The organism is Mycoavidus sp. HKI (genome assembly GCF_020023735.2).
Classification (GTDB): domain Bacteria; phylum Pseudomonadota; class Gammaproteobacteria; order Burkholderiales; family Burkholderiaceae; genus Mycoavidus.
Genome location: NZ_CP076444.2, coordinates 1,608,526 through 1,627,754 on the forward strand (window position 1 = coordinate 1,608,526; position 19,229 = coordinate 1,627,754).

Here is a 19,229-nt window from a genome sequence, read left to right on the forward strand (position 1 = left end):
TCGTTTACTGATTTTGACTATCCAGCTTGGCTTTAAGCAGTGCACCAAGATTGGTCGTACCGCTTGCTGCCGAGCTATTGTCGCGTTGGTTTTGGTTTACGTCTGGCTGTATACCGGCCTCTTTCGCCTTAACAGACAGATTAATGCTACGCGTTTTACGGTCAATATTGATGATCATCGCATCGACAGCGTCGCCTTCTTTAAGGGCAGTGCGGGCATCTTCAACGCGCTCACGGCCGAGTTCAGATGCGCGCAAGTAAGCTTCAACCTCGATTGCAAGCGTCACAATAGCGCCTTTGGCATCAACCGATTTAACTGTACCTTGCACAATCGAACCTTTGTCGTTCATGGCAGTATAGTTATTGAATGGGTCGCCTTCAAGCTGCTTGATACCGAGTGAAATACGCTCTTTCTCAACGTCAATGCCCAAGACAATCGCTTCAACTTCATCACCTTTCTTGAATTTGCGCACAGCCTCTTCAGCCGACTCGTTCCAGGATAGGTCAGACAAGTGCACCAAGCCGTCGATCGCGCCAGGCAAACCAATAAAGACACCGAAATCAGTAATAGATTTAATCGCACCTGAAAGCTTGTCGCCTTTTTTGTAGTTGCGGCTAAAGTCATCCCATGGATTAGGTTTGCACTGTTTCATACCAAGGCTAATCCGACGACGCTCTTCATCAATTTCAAGCACCATCACTTCAACCTCATCACCCAGCTGTACAGCTTTGCCCGGGGCAACGTTCTTATTGGTCCAATCCATTTCGGACACATGCACCAAGCCTTCAATCCCAGACTCAACTTCAACAAATGCGCCATAGTCGGTAATGTTGGTCACTTTACCAAATAAACGTGTGCTAGATGGGTAACGGCGTGCAATACCTTCCCATGGATCGCCACCCAGTTGTTTAACACCCAGCGAAACGCGGTTCTTTTCTTGGTCGAATTTGAGAATCTTGGCAGTGATAGTTTTACCCACTGTCAGTGCCTCGCTCGGATGACGCACACGACGCCATGCGATATCAGTAATATGCAATAGACCGTCAATGCCGCCCAGATCAACGAATGCACCGTAATCCGTAATATTTTTAACCACACCTTCAACCACTGCGCCTTCTTGTAAGGTTTCAAGCAGCTTCGCGCGCTCTTCACCTTGCGAAGCTTCGATCACAGCACGGCGTGATAGAACCACGTTATTGCGCTTGCGATCTAATTTAATCACGCGGAATTCAGTTGTCGTCCCTTCATAAGGCGTTGTGTCTTTAACTGGACGGGTATCAATTAATGAGCCCGGCAAGAAAGCACGGATGCCGTTGACCATGACGGTCAGACCACCCTTAACTTTGCCGGTGATCGTGCCGGTGACCAGCGCGCTATCGTCCAGGGCTTTTTCAAGCGACAGCCAAGAAGCCAGACGTTTAGCTTTATCACGCGACAAAACGGTGTCGCCATAACCATTTTCCAGCGCATCGATGGCGACGGAAACAAAATCACCCACTTGCGCCTCAAGCTCGCCGTGATCATTCAGAAATTCTTCGAGCGCTATATACGCTTCGGATTTGAGGCCTGCATTGACAACCACAAAATTGTGGTCAAAACGTACCACTTCGGCAGAAATCACTTCGCCCGCACGCATATCCTGGCGGGTAAGTGATTCAGCAAACAGCGCAGCGAAGGATTCGGTGGGAGGAGCAGAGGTTGAGGTTTGCAAATCGGACATAAATTTAAAGGTGTACTACGCGCACTATGTTGAGAATTGCTTAACGCAAAATTGTGCACGGGGTTAAGGGTTAATTATCAAGCCACTGTCTTCATAACAGCAGCCAACCTAAGCATGACCGTACCTATGGACCCGCCTATACATGGATATGGGCGTGAAACACGGGGACCGATAATGCAGCAAACCACTCGAGTATCTTGTCAGTCACTTGATCAGCGCAAAGACGAGAGGTATCGAGCACTCTTGCATCTTCAGCAGGCTTAAGCGGCGCGTTCACACGCTGAATATCACGTGCATCGCGCTGAGCTAAATCTTGCGAGAGGGTTTCTATACTAGCAGGAAAACCTTTTTCTATCAATTGTTTATAACGCCTTTGCGCGCGCGCCTCAACGCTGGCCGTTAAAAAAATCTTCAAATTCGCGTCTGGAAAAATCACCGTACCCATATCCCGACCATCGGCCACTAGGCCCGGTAATGTGCGAAATGCTCGCTGGCGGGCAATCAGCGCCTGCCTTACCGACGCATGCGTGGCAATTTCAGAGGCTCGATTGCCAATCGCTTCCGCGCGGATTTCATCAGATACGTTAGCGCCATCCAACTTGACATAGCCCTCTCTAAAGACGACATGCAGCTCGCGGGCTAATACAGTGAGGGCCGCAACATCCTCTACCGCAAGCTGGCGCCGCACGCTCGCCAACGCAAGCAGGCGGTACAATGCGCCGCTATCCAGGTAATCAAATCCCAAACGCGTGGCCACCCGCTGCGCAACCGTCCCTTTACCAGAGGCCGTTGGCCCATCAATCGCAATCACTGGCACATGCAGTTTTGTATGCTGTTTTGCGTGTTCTCTAACTGTTGTCATCGTACGACTGCGCCAAAGCGCTCAAAATAATCAGGAAATGTTTTTGCAACACAGTTGGGATCGTTAATTTTAATCGGCACCCCAGCCAAACTCACGAGCGAAAAGCACATTGCCATGCGGTGATCATCATACGTATTAATCTCGGCCCCGGCGGTGAGCGTGGCGGGTGGAGTAATCCGCAAAAAATCGGCTCCGGCGTCAACTGTGGCGCCTAATTTACGCAGCTCTGTCGCCATCGCGGCTAGCCGATCCGTCTCTTTCACGCGCCAACTGGCGATATTGCGCAAAGTGCTCGTGCCTTCGGCAAAAAGCGCGAGCACAGCAACTGTCATGGCAGCATCAGGGATTAAATTAAAATCCATATCAATTGCCTTGAGCCGGCGCGGGCTATTGGTAACACCACTGACTTCAATCCAGTCAGGCCCCATCATGACGTTAGCACCCATCTCGGTCAACACATTGGCAAAGCCAATATCGCCCTGGATACTCTCGGCCCCAACCCCGGTTACTCGCAGCGGCCCCCCGCCGATGGCACCGGCGGCCAGAAAATAAGAGGCCGATGAGGCATCGCCCTCAACTGCGATCTGGCCTGGCGCTTGATAAGATGAACCTGCGGCTAGAGTGAAACGCTGCCAGCCCTCACGTTCTACTTGCACGCCAAAGCGCGCCATCAAACTGATCGTCAGGTCAATATAGGGCTTTGAAATCAATTCTCCATCAACTTTAATAATGACGCTGCGTTGCGCCGCCGGCAGCAATGGTAGCGCCATCAACACCGCACTCAAGAACTGACTCGAGACATCGCCCCGCACCGCGAGTTGCTGATGAGGCGCGATGATAGAAGTGGCCGGATCTGCTTTGCCTGCCACGGCCTCATGCCTCTTTTGCATAGGTCCGATCATCAGCGGCGGAAAACCTTCGCGCCCTGAATACTCAATCGATGCACCTAGCACACGCAAACTATCGACTAAATCCCCGATGGGTCTTTCATGCATCCGCGGTACACCTGAAATCTGATAGGCGCTGTCGCTCTCCCCCGCCTGCAGAGCGAGCGCGGCACTTAACAAACGCACCGCCGTACCGGCATTGCCAAGAAAAAGCTGCGCTTTTCTGAGCGGGAAAACACCCCCAACTCCAGCCACGGCATAACCCTGATCTTGCCGCAGACAATGCACGCCAAGCGTAGCTAACGCCTCTAACATCACGCGCGTATCATCCGCCTCTAACAAATTAGTGATGAGCGTTTTTCCATGTGCCAGCGCCGCTAGCAAAAGCACGCGGTTCGAGATGCTTTTTGAGCCCGGTAACTGCACCGTACCCCTTGCCTGGGTATACGGTCCTAAATCAAGATGCATATCAATGCGCCCGTGGGTAAGAACCGAGGATTTTAATAAAGGCTGCGCCTTGCTCTAATTCTGCAAACGCGGCCGCTAACGGGGCATCGGCATAATGTCCTTCAAGGTCGATATAAAAATAATATTCCCAAGCGCCGCTTTTGGCTGGCCGCGACTCGAAACGCGTCATCGAAACGCCATGACGCGCCAAGGGTTCGAGCATCCGACACACCGCCCCCGCTACATTTTTCACGGCTAAGATCAGTGAAGTTTGATCACAACCACTGGGCGTACTCGAGCGCCCACCAATCACCACAAAGCGAGTACGGTTATGCGGATCGTCTTGCATCATCGCCTGCACGGTCACTAAATTATAATGGGTAGCGGCCCGTTCGCTCGCAATCGCCGCCACGCTCGCATCAGCCGCCGCCAATTGAGCAGCAGCAGCATTGCTAGCCACGGCTTGCCGCTCGAGCTGCGGCGCATGCATCGTCAGCCAATGCTGGCATTGCGCCAGTGCTTGTGCATGGGCGCACACACGCGAGACGCCAGCCAACGTACCCGTGCGCGTTAATAGGCTATGCTGGATTGGCAAGACCACTTCGCCAGTGAGCGCCAGCGGAGAATGTAACAGCAAATCAAGCGTGCGCGAGACTGCACCTTCAGTTGAATTTTCAACCGGAACGATACCAATATTGGCCGCGCCCGCTTCCACTGCTCGAAAGACTTCATCGATCGACAGACAAGGCAAGCCCTCTACCGCAGAGCTACTATATTTATGCAGAGCCTCTTCACTATACGTGCCAACCGGCCCGAGAAAAGCCGCCGTGAACGGCTTTTCAAGAGCTCGGCTGGCCGCCATGATTTCTCGCCAAATCACAGCGATGTGCTTAGCCTGCAATGGCCCTTGGTTGAGCGCTTGCAAACGCGTGAGTACCGACAATTCACGCTCAGGGCGAAATACCGGCGTCTTAAAATGCTTCTTGATTTCACCGACTTCAAGTGCCAGCGCCGCACGTTGGTTTAATAACGTGAGCAGCTGCCCATCGATCAAATCGATACTATCTCGTAGAGGCTGCAAAGCCGGCTGTTCATCATCCATGCTATATCAAAATATTAAACGGCAAGAGAAAAGGCAGGGTATGGATTCGGTTGACATCCGTTGGCTAACCCTCCTAAGCGTGGCGTTGCTCAAAGGCTTGCATATAATCAACCAGCGCCCGCACTGCTGCGAGCGGGACTGCATTATAAATTGAGGCGCGCATGCCGCCAACCGAAGCATGTCCTTTTAAGTGCAGCAGGCCGCAGGCGCGCGCGCCCGCCAAAAAATCATCGTTGCGTGTTTCATCCGCAAGATAAAATGGGACATTCATGCGCGACCTGACTGCCGGCTCGACCCGGTTAATATAAAAGTCGCTGGCGTCAATCGTTTGATAGAGCAGTTGCGCTTTCTCAATATTGCGCGCCTCTATCGCCGCGAGCCCACCTTGCCGTTTAAGCCATTTGAATACAAGACCCGCGATATAAATAGCATAAGTAGGCGGCGTGTTATACATTGAATTATGCGCGGCAACGGTCTTCCATTCAAACGCCGAAGGACAAATCGGCAGTGCCCGATCCAATAAATCTTCACGTACAATCACTAAAGTAACGCCGGCCATGCCTATGTTTTTCTGCGCGCCCCCATAAATTACGCCATATTGGGTGATGTCCAACGGGCGCGATAATAGATGCGATGAAGCATCCGCCACCAGCGGCACCTCGCCTAAATCCGGGATCTCAAAAAACTCAACGCCATTCACGGTCTCATTGGTGCAGATATGGACATAAGCCGGATCAGCAGACAAATGCCAGTCAGTAAACGCAGGAATACCAAGCCGCTCTCTATTTTGCGGGGAATTGAGTCTGCTTGTTTCATTCGTCGCAGCAATATGCGCTGCGCAGTAACGGCTTGCTTCCAATTGCGATTTACGCGACCATGTACCCGTCACCACATAGTCCGCCGCTGTGCGCGCGCCCAGCAGATTTAATGGGACCAAGGCATTTTCGGCAAGCGCTCCGCCTTGCAAAAAAAGCAGGCGGTAATTTGCCGGCAGCATCAGTAATTCAGCCAGATCAGCCAATGCAGTTTGATGAATTGATTCAAATTCACGGCTACGGTGACTCATTTCCATCACACTCGTGCCTGTGCCTTGCCAATCCAACATCTCATCGGCGGCTTGCTGAAGTACTTCAACGGGTAGGGCCGCCGGACCGGCAGCAAAATTAAATGGGCGCATCTGCATCACTCGTATTCAAGGGCGTTTCAGGACAATCGTTTTTTGTCGATAGGATTGTCGAGCCACATAACGCAACCTCATCCTGCGTCATTTAAAACCGCATGACTGTTATCTGTTCTTGTGCCACCGAGGAAATCAGAAGGCAAAAACAAGCCCGCTTTAGGACCTAAATTAAATAATTATGGCCGTTTTGCACGGGTATGCAAAACGGCCATTCTTTTTAAAAACTCATCAACCGCGTTACTTGGCCGTGCTATTCGCCTTGCTTGCAGGTTTTTTAGAAGTCCGTGACTTAGCGACCAATGCAACTTCTTTATCAGCCTGCTCGCGCGCCGCTTGGATCGACGGCGGCATGTACTTTTGCATTAAGCTGTTGAGCACATAACCACCAACTTGGTCTTGCACTTGCAGAAACTTAATGCCTGCTTTACTTTTATAGAATTTAGTTAAATCTTTAATTTCACCGGCGGTGTAATACTTCGCATAAGCATCGCGCTGTGCTTGCAGCGCATCCTGATGAAATTGCGGCGTTGTAAACAATTGGCCGGCTTGCTCAGCAAGTTTAGCTAATGCGCTTTGCCGCAACTGTGGCACAGCTGCGCGCTTTTGTGCATCAGTGAGCTTTTTATTCTCCGACAATGCATCGGACAAAATAGCCGGCACTAATTGTTTCATTTGCATCTGAGCGCTGTTACCAATTGCCGTAGCATGCTTATCCGCGTCGATAGCCTCTAGCAAATCTTTAATGGCCGCCTGCTGAGCCGGATCAAGCGGGGCTGCGGCAGGAGCGGCGGAAAGCGCCTCACCTTGCAGCGTCAGCGGCTGAGCAATAGAAAAAGCTGGCGCCAACAAAAACCAAGGGGCTAGCAACATCCATGACTTAAACTTTATTTGCATTGATTGCTCCATAAAAATCAATCGTTTTCAAGGCTAGAACCTGCCTCAGGGTTGGTCTCGGTATTAGCATCGACCTCTGACTCGGTGTTAGCGTCGACCTCTGTCTCGGCATTAACGTCGACCTCTGTCTCGGTTTCAGCTACCTGTTGCAGTCCCGATAACGTGGTTCCTTTGTCCAGGGTAATGAGTGTAACACCTTGTGTGGCGCGGCCCATTTCTCGTATGCCGGCAACACGCGTACGGATCAATACCCCCGCCGTTGTAATCAGCATAATTTCGCTTTCCGGCTCAACTAATATTGCCGCCACCACTTTACCGTTACGCTCGCTAGTTTGAATCGCAATCATCCCTTTGGTACCGCGCCCATGACGAGTATATTCAGCAATTGGGGTACGTTTGCCGAAGCCATTTTCAGTGGCTGTCAACACCGACTGCCGCTCATTCTCCGCCACCAGCAAGGCGATGACCTGCTGCCCTTCTTCTAGCCGCATACCACGCACACCACGGGTACCACGCCCCATCGGCCGCACATCATTTTCGCTAAAGCGCACTGCCTTGCCGCTATCTGAAAAGAGCATGACATCGTGCTCACCATCGGTAATCGCCGCGCCAATTAGATAATCGCCTTCATCCAGATTGACCGCAATAATCCCTTTTTTGAGGGGGCGGCTAAAGGCTTCAAGCGGTGTTTTCTTGACCGTGCCAAGCGAGGTTGCCATGAAGACATAACGCTCAGGAGAGAATTCCTTCACCGACAGCACGACCGTGATCCTTTCACCCTCATTCAATGGAAACATATTAACGATTGGCCGCCCCCGCGCATTGCGCGAACCTTGCGGCACTTCATAGACCTTAACCCAATACACACGGCCATGATTGGAAAAGCACAGAATGTAATCGTGCGTATTCGCAATAAACAAGGTTTCAATCCAATCGTCTTCCTTCATCGAAGTTGCTTGCTTACCACGCCCGCCACGCTTTTGCGCGCCATATTCGGATAAAGGCTGCGCCTTTACATAGCCGCCATGCGACAGCGTCACGACCATGTCTTGCGGCGTAATTAAATCTTCTGTATTGAGCTCAGTTGCATTGAATTCAATATATGAGCGACGCGCATCGCCAAACTCTTTTTTAATGGCTGTCAGCTCGTCACTAATAATGGTGCGAAGACGCTCCGGTTTCGCCAAAATATCAAGCAGATCGGAAATTTGCTTCATCATCTCGCGATATTCCGCCAAAATCTTATCTTGCTCGAGTCCGGTCAGCCTCTGCAAGCGCATTTGCAGAATTTCTTGCGCTTGCACATCCGATAATTTATAGCGGCCGTCAGGCTGCATCCCAAAGCTTGGGTTTAAGCTTTCTGGCCGATACGCGGCGCCACCGCCCGGCGTATCGCCCCCAGCTCGCAGCAACATGTCACGCACGAGCGGCGAATCCCACACACGCCCCATTAACTCTTGCCGCGCGCTCGGTGGTGAAGGGGCCGCCTTGATGATGGCAATAAACTCATCGATATTCGCTAAGGCAACCGCCAGTCCTTCCAAGACATGCCCGCGCTCACGCGCCCGGCGCAATTCATACACCGTGCGGCGCGTAATTACCTCACGCCGGTGTGCTAAGAAACACTGCAGCATCTCCTTTAGATTAAGGAGCTTTGGCTGGCCATCGACCAAAGCGACCATATTCATGCCAAAGGTGTCTTGCAGTTGGGTATTTTTGTAGAGGTTATTCAGTATCACCTCTGGCACTTCGCCGCGCTTGAGCTCAATGACCGCGCGCATCCCGCTCTTATCCGACTCATCGCGGATATCGGAAATACCTTCAATGCGTTTTTCGTGCACCAGCTCGGCAATGCGCTCAAGCAACATTCGTTTATTGACTTGATACGGCAGCTCGTCAATGATGATCGCATTACGCTGGCCACGATCGATTTCTTCAAAATGCGTTTTACCCCGCATCACGACACGGCCGCGGCCGGTGCGATAGCCATCACGCACGCCAGCAATGCCATAAATAATGCCCGCAGTCGGAAAATCAGGCGCAGGAATCACCGCAATTAAGTCATCAATCGATGCCTGTGGATTTTGCAGCAGAAGCTGGCAACCATCCACCACTTCGTTCAAATTATGGGGCGGAATATTCGTGGCCATCCCAACGGCAATGCCGGATGAGCCATTAATCAACAAATTGGGCATGCGCGCGGGCAAGACCACGGGCTCACTTTCACTGCCGTCATAATTGGGCTCAAAGTCGACCGTCTCTTTATCCAGGTCAGCCAGCAATTCATGGCCGATTTTAGCCATGCGGATTTCGGTATAACGCATCGCCGCAGGGTTATCCCCATCGACCGAACCAAAATTACCCTGACCGTCAATCAGCATATAACGCAACGAAAAATCCTGCGCCATCCGCACAATCGTGCCGTAGACCGCGGCATCGCCATGCGGATGGTACTTACCGATGACATCCCCAACAATCCTGGCGGACTTTTTATAAGCACGATTCCAGTCATTGTTTAACTCGTGCATTGAATACAATACACGCCGATGTACGGGCTTAAGACCATCATAAACACTGGGCAGCGCCCGCCCTACAATCACACTCATGGCGTAATCGAGGTAAGAGCGGCGCATTTCTTCTTCAAGCGAGATGGGTAGAGTCTCTTTGGCGAATTGATCCATTTATCAGGCTAGTTTGTTCTATGGCAAAAAACCGCGCGAGCGGCGATTGCATTAAAGATAAGGGGCTGTATCAAGAGCCAAGTTAAAGATGAATAACGCGTAATTTTAGCATGCGCAGCTTGCTGTCATGGCCCAGTTGCCTTGACTCAGCTGTTGCGCGCTTGCCACAGTTACCGAATCGCACCCCTCTTTAGAAAAAATGTTCACCGGCTTAGCGATGCGATATGGCAGAATAACTCTGCGCAAACAGACATTGCAATGCAATTTATTGAGTATTTTCAGCTTGCTTTCAATGCCCTTCTGCGAGCATCATTTTTCTAATCATCAGACGCGCAGAAAACCTGCGGTAACTTCAAACTCGAGAGGAGAAATATGAACACACTTTCCAAGCTCGCTGTCATCGCAGCTGCTGCAGTAATGGCTGCCTCCGCTTCGGCGCAATCCGTACAGCTTTCACCCCAAGTAAACACCGACAACTGGGCCAACGGCAGCCAAGAATATGTGTGGACGAATGGCACCAATGAGCTATGCTGGCGTAGTTCGCCTTGGACGCCCGCGACGGCCAATCCAAAATGCGATGGCGCTCTTGTCGCTCAAGCCACAGAAACACCCCTTATCGTGCCACAAATCACCAGCCAAAAAGTCACCTATCAAGCCGATACGTTGTTTGACTTTGATAAGGCCATCTTGAAAGCTAGTGGTCAAACTGAACTTGATGCACTCGCCCAAAAAGTCAAAGGGCTGAATCTTGAAGTCATCGTCGCCACGGGCTATACCGATAAAATCGGTCATGACCGTTATAACGATAAGCTTTCGATGAAACGTGCACAAGCCGTGAAAGCATATCTAGCGAGTCAAGGTATTGACGAAAACCGCATTTACACCGAAGCTAAAGGCAAGCGCAATCCTGTAGTCACCGATTGCCACCAAAAGACACGGAAAGATTTGATTGCCTGTTTGGCTCCAAACCGCCGCGTTGAAGTTGAAGTGGTAGGCACAACCACGCCAGCCAATCAGCCTGCTTATTAAGCTAAGCGGCATATCATGATGTGAAAGCCCTGCTGCTGCAGGGCTTTTTTTACGGTCCAGATTAAATCGATGATCAACGCTGATCCACACGAACTCAGAAAATTTAGCGCTCTCGCCCATCGCTGGTGGGACCCTACGGCTGAATTCAAACCCCTGCACCAACTGAACCCGTTGCGGCTTGATTGGATCAACTCCTATACGCAACTGAGAGACAAACGCATCCTAGATGTAGGGTGTGGCGGAGGTATTTTGGCTGAATCAATGGCTCAGCTTGGCGCGCAGGTCAAAGGCATCGACCTCGCTTCTGATGCATTGAGCGCCGCTGAATTGCATCGTCTCGACAGTGGCGTCATGCTAGAGTATGAAGAAGTTTCAGCCGAAGCCCTCGCCCTGCGTGAGCCTGGCGCCTATGATGCGGTGACCTGCATGGAAATGCTAGAGCATGTGCCCGATCCTGGCTCCATTGTGAGCGCTTGCGCTAAGCTTGTTAAGCCTGGCGGCTGGGTATTTTTTTCAACCCTTAACCGCAGTTTGAAATCTTATCTATTTGCAGTCATCGCAGCAGAATATATTGCCCAAATGCTGCCGCGCGGCACCCACGACTACGCACGGTTTATCCGCCCTGCTGAATTAAGTTCATACGCGCGTGCTGCTGGGTTGCGTTTACACGCATTTAAAGGCGTAAGTTATGCTCCAATGAGCCAACACTTTACACTTTCCAATGACACCAGCATCAATTACATGCTGGCTTGTGTCCGTGTATGAGCGATACCTCATTTATCTCACCCAGCGCCGAGCGGGCAATCCTTTTTGACCTTGATGGCACGCTGGCTGACACAGCGCCCAATCTTGCGGCGGCAGTCAATAAAATGCGCCATGCACGTGGCATGCCAATGCTACCGCTTGGACAATTACGACCATTTGCTTCTGCCGGTGCGCGCGGGCTGCTCGGCGGCGCGTTTGGGATTGATGCAACACATCGTGATTTCGTGGCAATGATTGAAGAATTTTTAGCCAACTATACCGCTGATCTTGACAGTGCAACCGTGCTTTTTCCAGGTATTGAGGCGTTACTTGCTGAACTTTCAGCGCATCACGTGCGCTGGGGCATTGTGACGAACAAAATTGCTCGCTTGACGCAACCGTTGGTAGAACGGCTGGGCCTGAATCACGCAAGCTGCGTTGTCAGCGGAGACACGACAGCTCACGCTAAGCCACACCCAGCGCCGCTTTTATACGCGGCTCAGCAACTGCAGCTTACGCCCACTCAAATTGCCTATATCGGTGACGATTTACGCGATATCCAAGCTGGCCGAGCAGCCGGGATGAAAACCATTGCTGCGGCTTATGGTTATAGTGAACACTCATCTGAAAAATGGCAGGCCGACTATATTATTGACTCTCCCGCGGCATTACGGACTTTATTGTTTAAGAGTGAAACTTCGGCCTGATAATAAACACACTTAAAATTTCAACCTAAGCCGCGCCCACACCATCCGCCCTGGCTCGTGGATTGGCACCGAGTTATCCGCCGGATAACCAAACCCTGCATTCCCTGCTCGATTTAAATGCTCTGCATAATTCTTGTTCAACACGTTCTCAATACCCACGGCCAACTGAGTAGTTTTATTGATTCGATAACCCGCATTCACTGACAATAAACTAAAGTCCGCACTCGGCCCCCAATCCTTGCCAACCACATTGCCTTGCTCTAAGGCGTATCGATGCTGCGCGGCAACCACCCGCCAGATTGCTCCAGCCGATAAACGACTATCATCATAACGCAGCCCAAAACGCATCTCTAACGGCGGCATCTGAGGCAGCGGCTTGTTATCACGCGTATTTTCACCCCAAGCATAGGCCAGGCTATTCTCCACACGCCAATGCGTCGCTAACTGCCAATTCGCCCCCAACTCGCCGCCCATCATGCGGCCATTGATATTAGTCGCCTGTGCGTCTCCCGCTTTTGCATTCAGTGCTTTAAACACAATAAAATTATGCACATAACCCAAATAAGCCGAAGTCCATACTTGTAGCCGATCCGTTGCATAGCGCGCACCTAAATCAAGCTGGGTGGTTTTTTCAGGCTGAATACCGTCAAATGCATTAAACGAGCCAGTCGGGCCTAGCTTAGGCGAAAAAAGCTCCCAATAATCAGGAAAACGCGCAACGTGACCCACCCCTATATACGCCATAGCAGGCAAACGCTTTAAATCACGTTCATAACGCATAAATGCACTGGGCAAAACGGCATGGCGCTGCTGATTAGCAGTGGTAGACAACTGTCGGTGATCTTTAGTCTGTATCCAGTCTAGGCGAGCACCGCTCACCATGCGCGTTTGCTCGGTCATATACCAGGTCAGTTCGTTAAAAAACCCTACCTGGGAAAAACTGACTTGTTTGGCCCATGGTACGCTTTCGTCAACTTTAATAGCACGTGATTGGCGTTGATGAATCTGCGCATCCAGACCGCTCACCAGTTTAACGTCATTGCCCCACGGTAAAGTAGCGGCAAAACGCGCGCCTACAATCTGGCGTTCTAATTCAGAAGCCATGGGTTTGCCTTGTGGCGGAACCTGGCGCAATGTATAGTTATCCATTACGTGGTCTGCTTGATTGTAATAAATCTGTGCTTCCAGCGTATCCAATAAACCACTTAAATGGCTTTTCTCAAAACGCAAACCAAAACTATTGCGCCTAAAGCGCACCCCATCCATACCACGCCCAGCATACCGGGCCGCGCCATCACCCGTACCTGCGCTCAACTCTAAGCGCGTATGGTCCGCGGGCGTCCATCCTACCGCTAGATCTGTATTCCATTTATCCCAGCCAGATGGCACGGACCTACCAGCGCCATCTTCATAGTCACCTGCATGCGCCTGGTTCACCATCAGCCGCAGATACCCTTCTGGGGTACCCACCGTTAAATCTGCTCTTTGCTCGTTACGGCCCCATGCCCCACCTAGCACACTGCCATCAAAACGCATGCCTGCGGTATCAAACCGTTGTGGGCGGCGATCAAAACGAATCGTACCAGCTGAAGCGCCTGGACCTCCGGTGACGGTTTGAGGCCCTTTAATGACCGTCAGTTCATCATAGTTTTCAGGCGCAAGATAAGAAGTCGGTGCATCCATTCTGTTACCACATGCACCCAATAACGTGCTGCCATCTATCAGAATATTTAAACGCGAACCAAACATACCGCGCAATACAGGATCCCCATTCGCCCCACCATTTCGGATCAGCGAAAACCCAGGAATTTTTTTTAAGTAGTCCGCGCCATCGCTCACCGGGGCCTGATTAAATTCCTTAGGGTCCGCCACCACCTTCAGCGGCAGAGTGGGCCGGACAGCCGTCACCACTACTGCCCCATGCGTTAAACCATCGCGTATTTTTTCTTCGGGCTGTGCGCTGACCAGTAGCGGCAAGGCGGTAGCAAAAGCCATAATAAAACTAGCGGTGTATCGATGAGAGTGCTTCATTAAAAATCTGCAAAATTAAAAACGCGAAGCATAGCATTGATCTCGCTATAACCTTAACCAGCAAGCCTCAGAGCCATCATAGAAAACTCTCTCTAAATCGGCTACTGCGGGTGCTAGGCGCTTACTTCGTATTTGGCTCACCGCATAAAGGAATCGAACTGCTAGAATATGCGGAAACAGATATTGCACGCTTTTTGGTTAAGCATGCGGCACCGATTGCCAATTTTGTCGGAACGCTACTGAGTTAGTTTAATAGTGCAAATGCAACCATTACGCAGCCATTTTTTTAGCAACAAGGCAGAGGCTGAGCGCGCGCTTGCCTTTGACCACATTAACAAGAATAGAAATTGATAGATTCCAACCTTAGCACTACAGATTTAGCCATGCGTCGCGTGCGCAGTTTTGTTACGCGCGCTGGGCGTATATCAAACGCCCAGCAACGCGCATTTGACACTCTTGCACCACGCTTTGTCTTACCTTGCCCGCCCACCGCCACAGCGCTTGATTGGCCAGCTATTTTCGGACGGGACGCACCCTGTGTATTGGAAATTGGCTTTGGTATGGGAACCGCGACGGCGGAGATTGCCGCCCATTTACCCGCTACTAACTTTTTGGGTATTGAGGTCCATCAGCCCGGAGTGGGCGCATTGTTAAAGTTAGTCGACGACCACCAGCTTGAAAATATCCGTATCATCCAACACGATGCGGTCGAAGTCATGGAACGCATGATTAACCCTGCGAGCTTAGACGGCATTCATATCTTTTTTCCGGATCCATGGCATAAAAAACGGCACCATAAACGCCGTTTGATACAAGCCCCTTTCGCCGACCTGCTCGCCTCTCGTCTTAAACCCGGCGCTTACTTGCATTGTGCGACGGACTGGCAAAACTACGCTGAGCAAATGCTCGAAGTACTCAGCGCCCAGCCTTTACTCGAAAATACCGCGAACGACTATGCGCCCCGCCCGGCTTATCGCCCAGTCACAAAGTTTGAGGAGCGCGGGTTGCGACTCGGGCACGGCGTATGGGATTTGGTCTTTCAGCGGCGCGCAGATTAAACCCGCTAGCGTGCCGCTTGGACTGGACTGCATCAAATGATCATGCAGTCCATTTAATTACGCCGGTATAGGCTGTCAGTAAAATCAATAAGCCAAAGCCAATCCGATACCAGGCAAAAACTCTAAAATCGTGAGTTGCGATATAGCGCAACAGCCAGCGCACACAAATAAATGCGCTGCCAAAAGCCGCCACCAACCCAAGGATAAAAGCGCCTATATCCACCGTATCAAAAAGCGCACGCATTTTATACAGTTCGTATACGGTGGCGCCAAACAACAAGGGGATTGCCAGGAAAAAAGAGAATTCCGTCGCAATCCGCCGCTCAAGCCCAAATAACATACCGCCAATAATCGTTGAGCCCGAGCGTGAAGTCCCTGGAATCAAAGCAAAACATTGCGCTAGACCCACTTTAAGCGCATCTGCTACCGTTAATTCATCTAATGCCTGCACACGCGGCACCTTACCCCCATTAGATTGTCGCCACTCTGCCCACAGAATCACGAGCCCCCCAATCACCAGCGCTAACGCAACTGACACCGGCGTAAACAGCAGCGCCTTGATCTGTTTATCAAAAGTCAGCCCGACTACCACGGCGGGTATGCACGCAACTATAATATTCAAGGTGAAGCGGCGCGCGCTTGGGCGGCTCACGATACCGGTCGCCAACTCTACAATCTTGCGGCGGAATTCCCAACTGACCGCGAGAATCGCACCAAACTGAACCACCACATAAAATGCTTTGGCTTGCTCACCGGTAAAGTTAAGCAGGCTACCGGCAGCAATCAGATGGCCGGTACTTGAGACTGGCAAAAACTCGGTCAATCCTTCAACGATGCCAAGCAGTAGTGCTTTAAAAGCAAAGATCCAATCAATATTCAAATCACATTCCTTTTTGCCAGGGTAGGTTAATAGCCATTAGATGATACCTGATCCAACTGTGCCCTTCTGCCCAAACGCTATTTAAGCCGCACCTGACACAGTTGATATGGGCGCTTAGCTTGCCCAACAAACCCGCACTCAAGGCAATCGATCCTGGAAAAATAGAAGTAGGCATTGGCTGAATTTGGGTAGCGTGAGGAAGCAGAATATGCCAAAAATACAGAACTCTTAACAGCGATGGTTTAACGCTCGACCAGTTGTACCCGAACACCCTCTGGCACAACGGTGATCGTACCGGGTTCATAAGCAATCTTAGCAAACAACAATTGATCAGATTTAAAAGTGTAGATTGGATAATTATCCAACAATTGCGTTGCAAGCAATGCAGCGGCGGTGTTGATTTGCCGCTCAAATTCATCCGCCATACCCTCAAACTGTAAATGCTCGACTTGGGGGTGCTTAAGCACTACAGAGCGGCTGATACGATCATAGGAAAGCTCACTGTTGAGAGTGAATTGACCATTCACTGGCTGCGCAATAAAAGGACTGCTAATTTGCGCGTCTAGTGCAATGGCAAGGCGATTTGCCTTTGGCTGCAAAGTGATTTGAGGATGGGAAAATTTAAGCTTAAAAATTTGTAAGATCTGCTGGTCATATGGAAATTTCTTTTCAACCGCAGTCTGGATTTCCCGTGCCGAAAAAGTATATTGACCAGAAATAAATGGAAAGATAGAGTTGCTACAGGCGCCAAATAAGAGCGCCAGAACAAAAAAGCCCACTGATCCCAAGATCAAGCGACGACGCATAGCCGTAGTAAAAGGATAGCTCATGGTTTCATCAGTTTGATACAATACTCGCTGTCATAAGCTTAACAGCCGCTTTTGCGCTGCTTATGCTCAGTGCTCAGTTTTTTGGCTGTTTTTTTCTACTGCGTTTATCTATTTTTCTCATCATACTTCGGCCTCCGTTAAATAGCCAACTTTTATTATGAATCTCGAACAGGCACGTCGCAATATGATTCAACAGCAGATCCGTCCCTGGAATGTATCTGACCAGGATGTACTGAATTTGCTTGAAATCATTAAACGCGAGAATTTTGTACCGCCCGCCTACCAAAATATTGCCTTTGCCGATCTTGAAATTCCGCTGCCCTGCGGGCAGCATATGTTATCCCCAAAAATCGAAGCGCGGATCTTGCAAGCCCTCCAACTGAAACCGCATGAATCCATACTTGAAATCGGCACAGGCAGCGGTTATATGGCCGCATTACTCTCCTATCTCAGTCAACACGTATTGACGATTGAAATCCATGCCGAACTTGCCGCACTCGCACAAGAAAATTTGCTTAAAAACACTATCTCGAAGGTAAGCGTGGTCACGGGTGACGGTGCGCAAGGTTGGCCACAGCAAGCACCCTATGATGTCATTGTGGTCTCTGGTGGGCTACCTGTCTTACCGCCAACGTTACTCACGCAACTCAAGCCAGGAGGCCGTCTGTGCGCTTTCGTTGGCACCGCACCGGTGATGCAAGCGCAACTCATTACCTGTGTTGATAAAAACGAATACCAAAGCGAAGTTTTATTTGAAACTTGGGCCCCTCCTCTAGTTAACGCAATAGAGGCGCCACGCTTTAGCTTCTGAAATAGTGTGGGACTTTAATTTGAGTGGAGCAACGCCATTAGCGCTGCCACCGTACGGCGCGTTGCGCCACGGTGGCGGGCAGCAAACGCGACTGCTGCGGTACTCATTGTAGTGCGTAGATTCGAGTCTATAAGCAGCGTGCGCAATGCTTTACCAAGCGCGGCCGGGTCAGCCACGCGCCGCGCCGCGCCTGCCATGATTGCATCCGCACTTGCTTGTTCGAAATTAAAGGTATGGGCGCCAATTAAGACCGGCACCCCAGCAGCACATGCTTCGATCAAATTCTGTCCACCAAATGGCAACAAACTGCCACCAATAAAAGCCACATCCGCTGCCGCATAATACGCCCCCAATTCACCCATCGAATCGCCCAACCATACCTGAATATCAGGCCCAAGCAATGGCTGGTTTGCGCGGTTTATTTCTTGATTTGACAAATCATTTTCAGCAGTCTCGGAGGGGGGGGTATGCCAAGCAGAACGCCGGGCAAAACGCCAACCTTCTCGCGCAAGTAATGCCGCCACCTCGTTAAAGCGTTGCGGGTGGCGTGGCACTAAAATTAACACAGCATTTTCAGCCAGCCCGCTACGTTTAAATGCATCTAGTATGAGTGCTTCCTCGCCAGCGCGCGTGCTAGCTGCTACCCATACTGGGCGCGAGCCAAAACCTAAGCGCCAGGTTTGGCCGCGGGCGATCAGTGCGGCAGGCGGCGCCATATCAAACTTCAGGTTGCCCAGCACCGTTACAGGGCGGGCGCCTAACGCACTGAGTCTCTCTGCATCAGCTAGGCTTTGCGCAAAGACACGAGTAAAACCACCAAAAACTTCACGCCCGGCCTGCCCGAATTTAGCCGCTCGCCGATATGAACGTACTGACATACGAGCATTCACTAATGCAAGCGGCACGCGAGCCCGACGGCACTCATCAATCAGCGTTGGCCACACTTCCGTTTCCATCACCACCCCAAGCGTGGGCCGATAGCGTGTTAGAAAACGCCGCACGGCAAACGGCATATCGTAGGGCAAGTAACAGCGCCATACGCGCGCGCCAAACAGCGCCTCACCCGTTGCCCGGCCGCCTGGCGTCATATGGGTGATCAATATGCGCGCCTCTGGGCAGGCCGCTATAAGAGCCTCGATCAGCGGCTGCGCCGCGCGCGTCTCACCAACCGACACTGCATGCACCCAGAGCAAAGGCGCACCATCATTTAAAAAGCCAGGCAAATGCCCAAAACCAAAACGTTCCCCAATATGCCGGGCGTAACCCGGCTCGCAGCGAGAACGCCATAAAAGCCGCAGCACCGCAACGGGAGCCACAAGCCACCATAAAGCACGATAAATTTGGCGTAGCATCAGAGAGATTTAAC

The 19,229-nt window shown here is 51.1% G+C and carries 16 protein-coding genes and 1 pseudogene; 6 read left to right on the plus strand and 11 right to left on the minus strand.

Translation table 11 applies throughout. The features are described from left to right. Positions 1 to 4: 4 nt before the first annotated feature. The 7 genes from rpsA to gyrA form a co-directional block, all read right to left on the minus strand. A complete protein-coding gene (gene rpsA / locus KMZ15_RS06360; protein WP_223691774.1) occupies positions 5 to 1,720 on the minus strand; it encodes a 30S ribosomal protein S1 in 1,716 nt (571 codons plus the stop codon). A 136-nt stretch (positions 1,721 to 1,856) separates the two neighbouring features. After that, on the minus strand, positions 1,857 to 2,582 hold the full coding sequence (cmk, locus tag KMZ15_RS06365) for a (d)CMP kinase (RefSeq protein ID WP_223691781.1): 726 nt from the start codon (positions 2,580 to 2,582) through the stop codon (positions 1,857 to 1,859). Continuing rightward, positions 2,579 to 3,937, minus strand: a complete 1,359-nt coding sequence (gene aroA, locus KMZ15_RS06370; RefSeq protein ID WP_223691782.1) for a 3-phosphoshikimate 1-carboxyvinyltransferase — start codon at positions 3,935 to 3,937, stop codon at positions 2,579 to 2,581. The genes cmk and aroA overlap by 4 nt, the downstream gene beginning before the upstream one ends. A 1-nt stretch (position 3,938) precedes the next feature. Next, complete coding sequence (pheA, locus tag KMZ15_RS06375) at positions 3,939 to 5,018, minus strand: prephenate dehydratase (protein WP_223691783.1); 1,080 nt, start codon at positions 5,016 to 5,018, stop codon at positions 3,939 to 3,941. 73 nt (positions 5,019 to 5,091) lie between these two features. Continuing rightward, positions 5,092 to 6,195: a 3-phosphoserine/phosphohydroxythreonine transaminase gene (serC, locus tag KMZ15_RS06380; protein ID WP_223694759.1), complete on the minus strand. Its 1,104-nt coding sequence runs from the start codon at positions 6,193 to 6,195 to the stop codon at positions 5,092 to 5,094. A gap of 240 nt (positions 6,196 to 6,435) precedes the next feature. After that, positions 6,436 to 7,092, minus strand: coding sequence for a DUF2059 domain-containing protein (locus KMZ15_RS06385; protein WP_223691784.1), 657 nt, complete (start codon positions 7,090 to 7,092; stop codon positions 6,436 to 6,438). Between the two features lie 17 nt (positions 7,093 to 7,109). Next, positions 7,110 to 9,773: a DNA gyrase subunit A gene (gyrA, locus tag KMZ15_RS06390; RefSeq protein WP_223691786.1), complete on the minus strand. Its 2,664-nt coding sequence runs from the start codon at positions 9,771 to 9,773 to the stop codon at positions 7,110 to 7,112. A gap of 372 nt (positions 9,774 to 10,145) precedes the next feature. Here gyrA and ompA point away from each other — a divergent pair, with 372 nt between their 5' ends. From ompA to KMZ15_RS06405, 3 genes are all read left to right on the plus strand, one after another. After that, a complete protein-coding gene (ompA, locus tag KMZ15_RS06395) occupies positions 10,146 to 10,802 on the plus strand; it encodes an outer membrane protein OmpA (protein ID WP_223691788.1) in 657 nt (218 codons plus the stop codon). Positions 10,803 to 10,871: 69 nt separating this feature from the next. Beyond that, complete coding sequence (gene ubiG, locus KMZ15_RS06400) at positions 10,872 to 11,567, plus strand: bifunctional 2-polyprenyl-6-hydroxyphenol methylase/3-demethylubiquinol 3-O-methyltransferase UbiG (protein ID WP_223691791.1); 696 nt, start codon at positions 10,872 to 10,874, stop codon at positions 11,565 to 11,567. Then, positions 11,564 to 12,253: an HAD family hydrolase gene (locus KMZ15_RS06405; protein ID WP_223691794.1), complete on the plus strand. Its 690-nt coding sequence runs from the start codon at positions 11,564 to 11,566 to the stop codon at positions 12,251 to 12,253. Before ubiG ends, KMZ15_RS06405 begins: the two co-directional genes overlap by 4 nt. A 12-nt stretch (positions 12,254 to 12,265) precedes the next feature. Here the strand turns inward: KMZ15_RS06405 and KMZ15_RS06410 are convergent, their stop codons facing one another. Continuing rightward, on the minus strand, positions 12,266 to 14,284 hold the full coding sequence (locus KMZ15_RS06410) for a TonB-dependent copper receptor (protein WP_223691796.1): 2,019 nt from the start codon (positions 14,282 to 14,284) through the stop codon (positions 12,266 to 12,268). Between the two features lie 110 nt (positions 14,285 to 14,394). On the opposite strand from KMZ15_RS06410, the gene KMZ15_RS06415 reads away from it, so the two are divergent. Both KMZ15_RS06415 and trmB read left to right on the plus strand, forming a co-directional pair. Further along, on the plus strand, positions 14,395 to 14,532 hold the full coding sequence (locus KMZ15_RS06415) for a hypothetical protein (RefSeq protein ID WP_223691798.1): 138 nt from the start codon (positions 14,395 to 14,397) through the stop codon (positions 14,530 to 14,532). A gap of 138 nt (positions 14,533 to 14,670) precedes the next feature. After that, positions 14,671 to 15,342 (plus strand): annotated as a pseudogene (trmB, locus tag KMZ15_RS06420) (tRNA (guanosine(46)-N7)-methyltransferase TrmB); the annotation flags it as partial. A 40-nt stretch (positions 15,343 to 15,382) separates the two neighbouring features. Here trmB and KMZ15_RS06425 read toward each other — a convergent pair. Together KMZ15_RS06425 and KMZ15_RS06430 are read right to left on the minus strand one after the other, a co-directional pair. Continuing rightward, positions 15,383 to 16,216 carry an undecaprenyl-diphosphate phosphatase gene (locus KMZ15_RS06425; RefSeq protein ID WP_223694761.1) on the minus strand — a complete coding sequence of 278 codons (834 nt, stop codon included), beginning with the start codon at positions 16,214 to 16,216 and terminating at the stop codon, positions 15,383 to 15,385. Positions 16,217 to 16,464: 248 nt separating this feature from the next. Next, positions 16,465 to 17,052 (minus strand): DUF1439 domain-containing protein, encoded by a 588-nt coding sequence (locus KMZ15_RS06430; RefSeq protein ID WP_223691800.1) that lies wholly within the window; start codon positions 17,050 to 17,052, stop codon positions 16,465 to 16,467. Positions 17,053 to 17,209: 157 nt separating this feature from the next. Here KMZ15_RS06430 and KMZ15_RS06435 point away from each other — a divergent pair, with 157 nt between their 5' ends. Continuing rightward, positions 17,210 to 17,863 carry a protein-L-isoaspartate O-methyltransferase gene (locus tag KMZ15_RS06435; protein WP_223691802.1) on the plus strand — a complete coding sequence of 218 codons (654 nt, stop codon included), beginning with the start codon at positions 17,210 to 17,212 and terminating at the stop codon, positions 17,861 to 17,863. 14 nt (positions 17,864 to 17,877) lie between these two features. On the opposite strand, the gene waaA is transcribed toward KMZ15_RS06435, so the two are convergent. Next, on the minus strand, positions 17,878 to 19,215 hold the full coding sequence (gene waaA / locus KMZ15_RS06440) for a lipid IV(A) 3-deoxy-D-manno-octulosonic acid transferase (protein WP_223691804.1): 1,338 nt from the start codon (positions 19,213 to 19,215) through the stop codon (positions 17,878 to 17,880). Positions 19,216 to 19,229 lie beyond the last annotated feature (14 nt).

Coding starts and splice junctions, on each gene's coding strand:
- rpsA (WP_223691774.1), bottom strand. CDS start 1,720: ATGTCCGATTTGCAAACCTCAACCTCTGCTCCTCCCACCGAATCCTTC.
- cmk (WP_223691781.1), bottom strand. CDS start 2,582: ATGACAACAGTTAGAGAACACGCAAAACAGCATACAAAACTGCATGTG.
- aroA (WP_223691782.1), bottom strand. CDS start 3,937: ATGCATCTTGATTTAGGACCGTATACCCAGGCAAGGGGTACGGTGCAG.
- pheA (WP_223691783.1), bottom strand. CDS start 5,018: ATGGATGATGAACAGCCGGCTTTGCAGCCTCTACGAGATAGTATCGAT.
- serC (WP_223694759.1), bottom strand. CDS start 6,195: ATGCGCCCATTTAATTTTGCTGCCGGTCCGGCGGCCCTACCCGTTGAA.
- KMZ15_RS06385 (WP_223691784.1), bottom strand. CDS start 7,092: ATGCAAATAAAGTTTAAGTCATGGATGTTGCTAGCCCCTTGGTTTTTG.
- gyrA (WP_223691786.1), bottom strand. CDS start 9,773: ATGGATCAATTCGCCAAAGAGACTCTACCCATCTCGCTTGAAGAAGAA.
- ompA (WP_223691788.1), top strand. CDS start 10,146: ATGAACACACTTTCCAAGCTCGCTGTCATCGCAGCTGCTGCAGTAATG.
- ubiG (WP_223691791.1), top strand. CDS start 10,872: ATGATCAACGCTGATCCACACGAACTCAGAAAATTTAGCGCTCTCGCC.
- KMZ15_RS06405 (WP_223691794.1), top strand. CDS start 11,564: ATGAGCGATACCTCATTTATCTCACCCAGCGCCGAGCGGGCAATCCTT.
- KMZ15_RS06410 (WP_223691796.1), bottom strand. CDS start 14,284: ATGAAGCACTCTCATCGATACACCGCTAGTTTTATTATGGCTTTTGCT.
- KMZ15_RS06430 (WP_223691800.1), bottom strand. CDS start 17,052: ATGAGCTATCCTTTTACTACGGCTATGCGTCGTCGCTTGATCTTGGGA.
- KMZ15_RS06435 (WP_223691802.1), top strand. CDS start 17,210: ATGAATCTCGAACAGGCACGTCGCAATATGATTCAACAGCAGATCCGT.
- waaA (WP_223691804.1), bottom strand. CDS start 19,215: ATGCTACGCCAAATTTATCGTGCTTTATGGTGGCTTGTGGCTCCCGTT.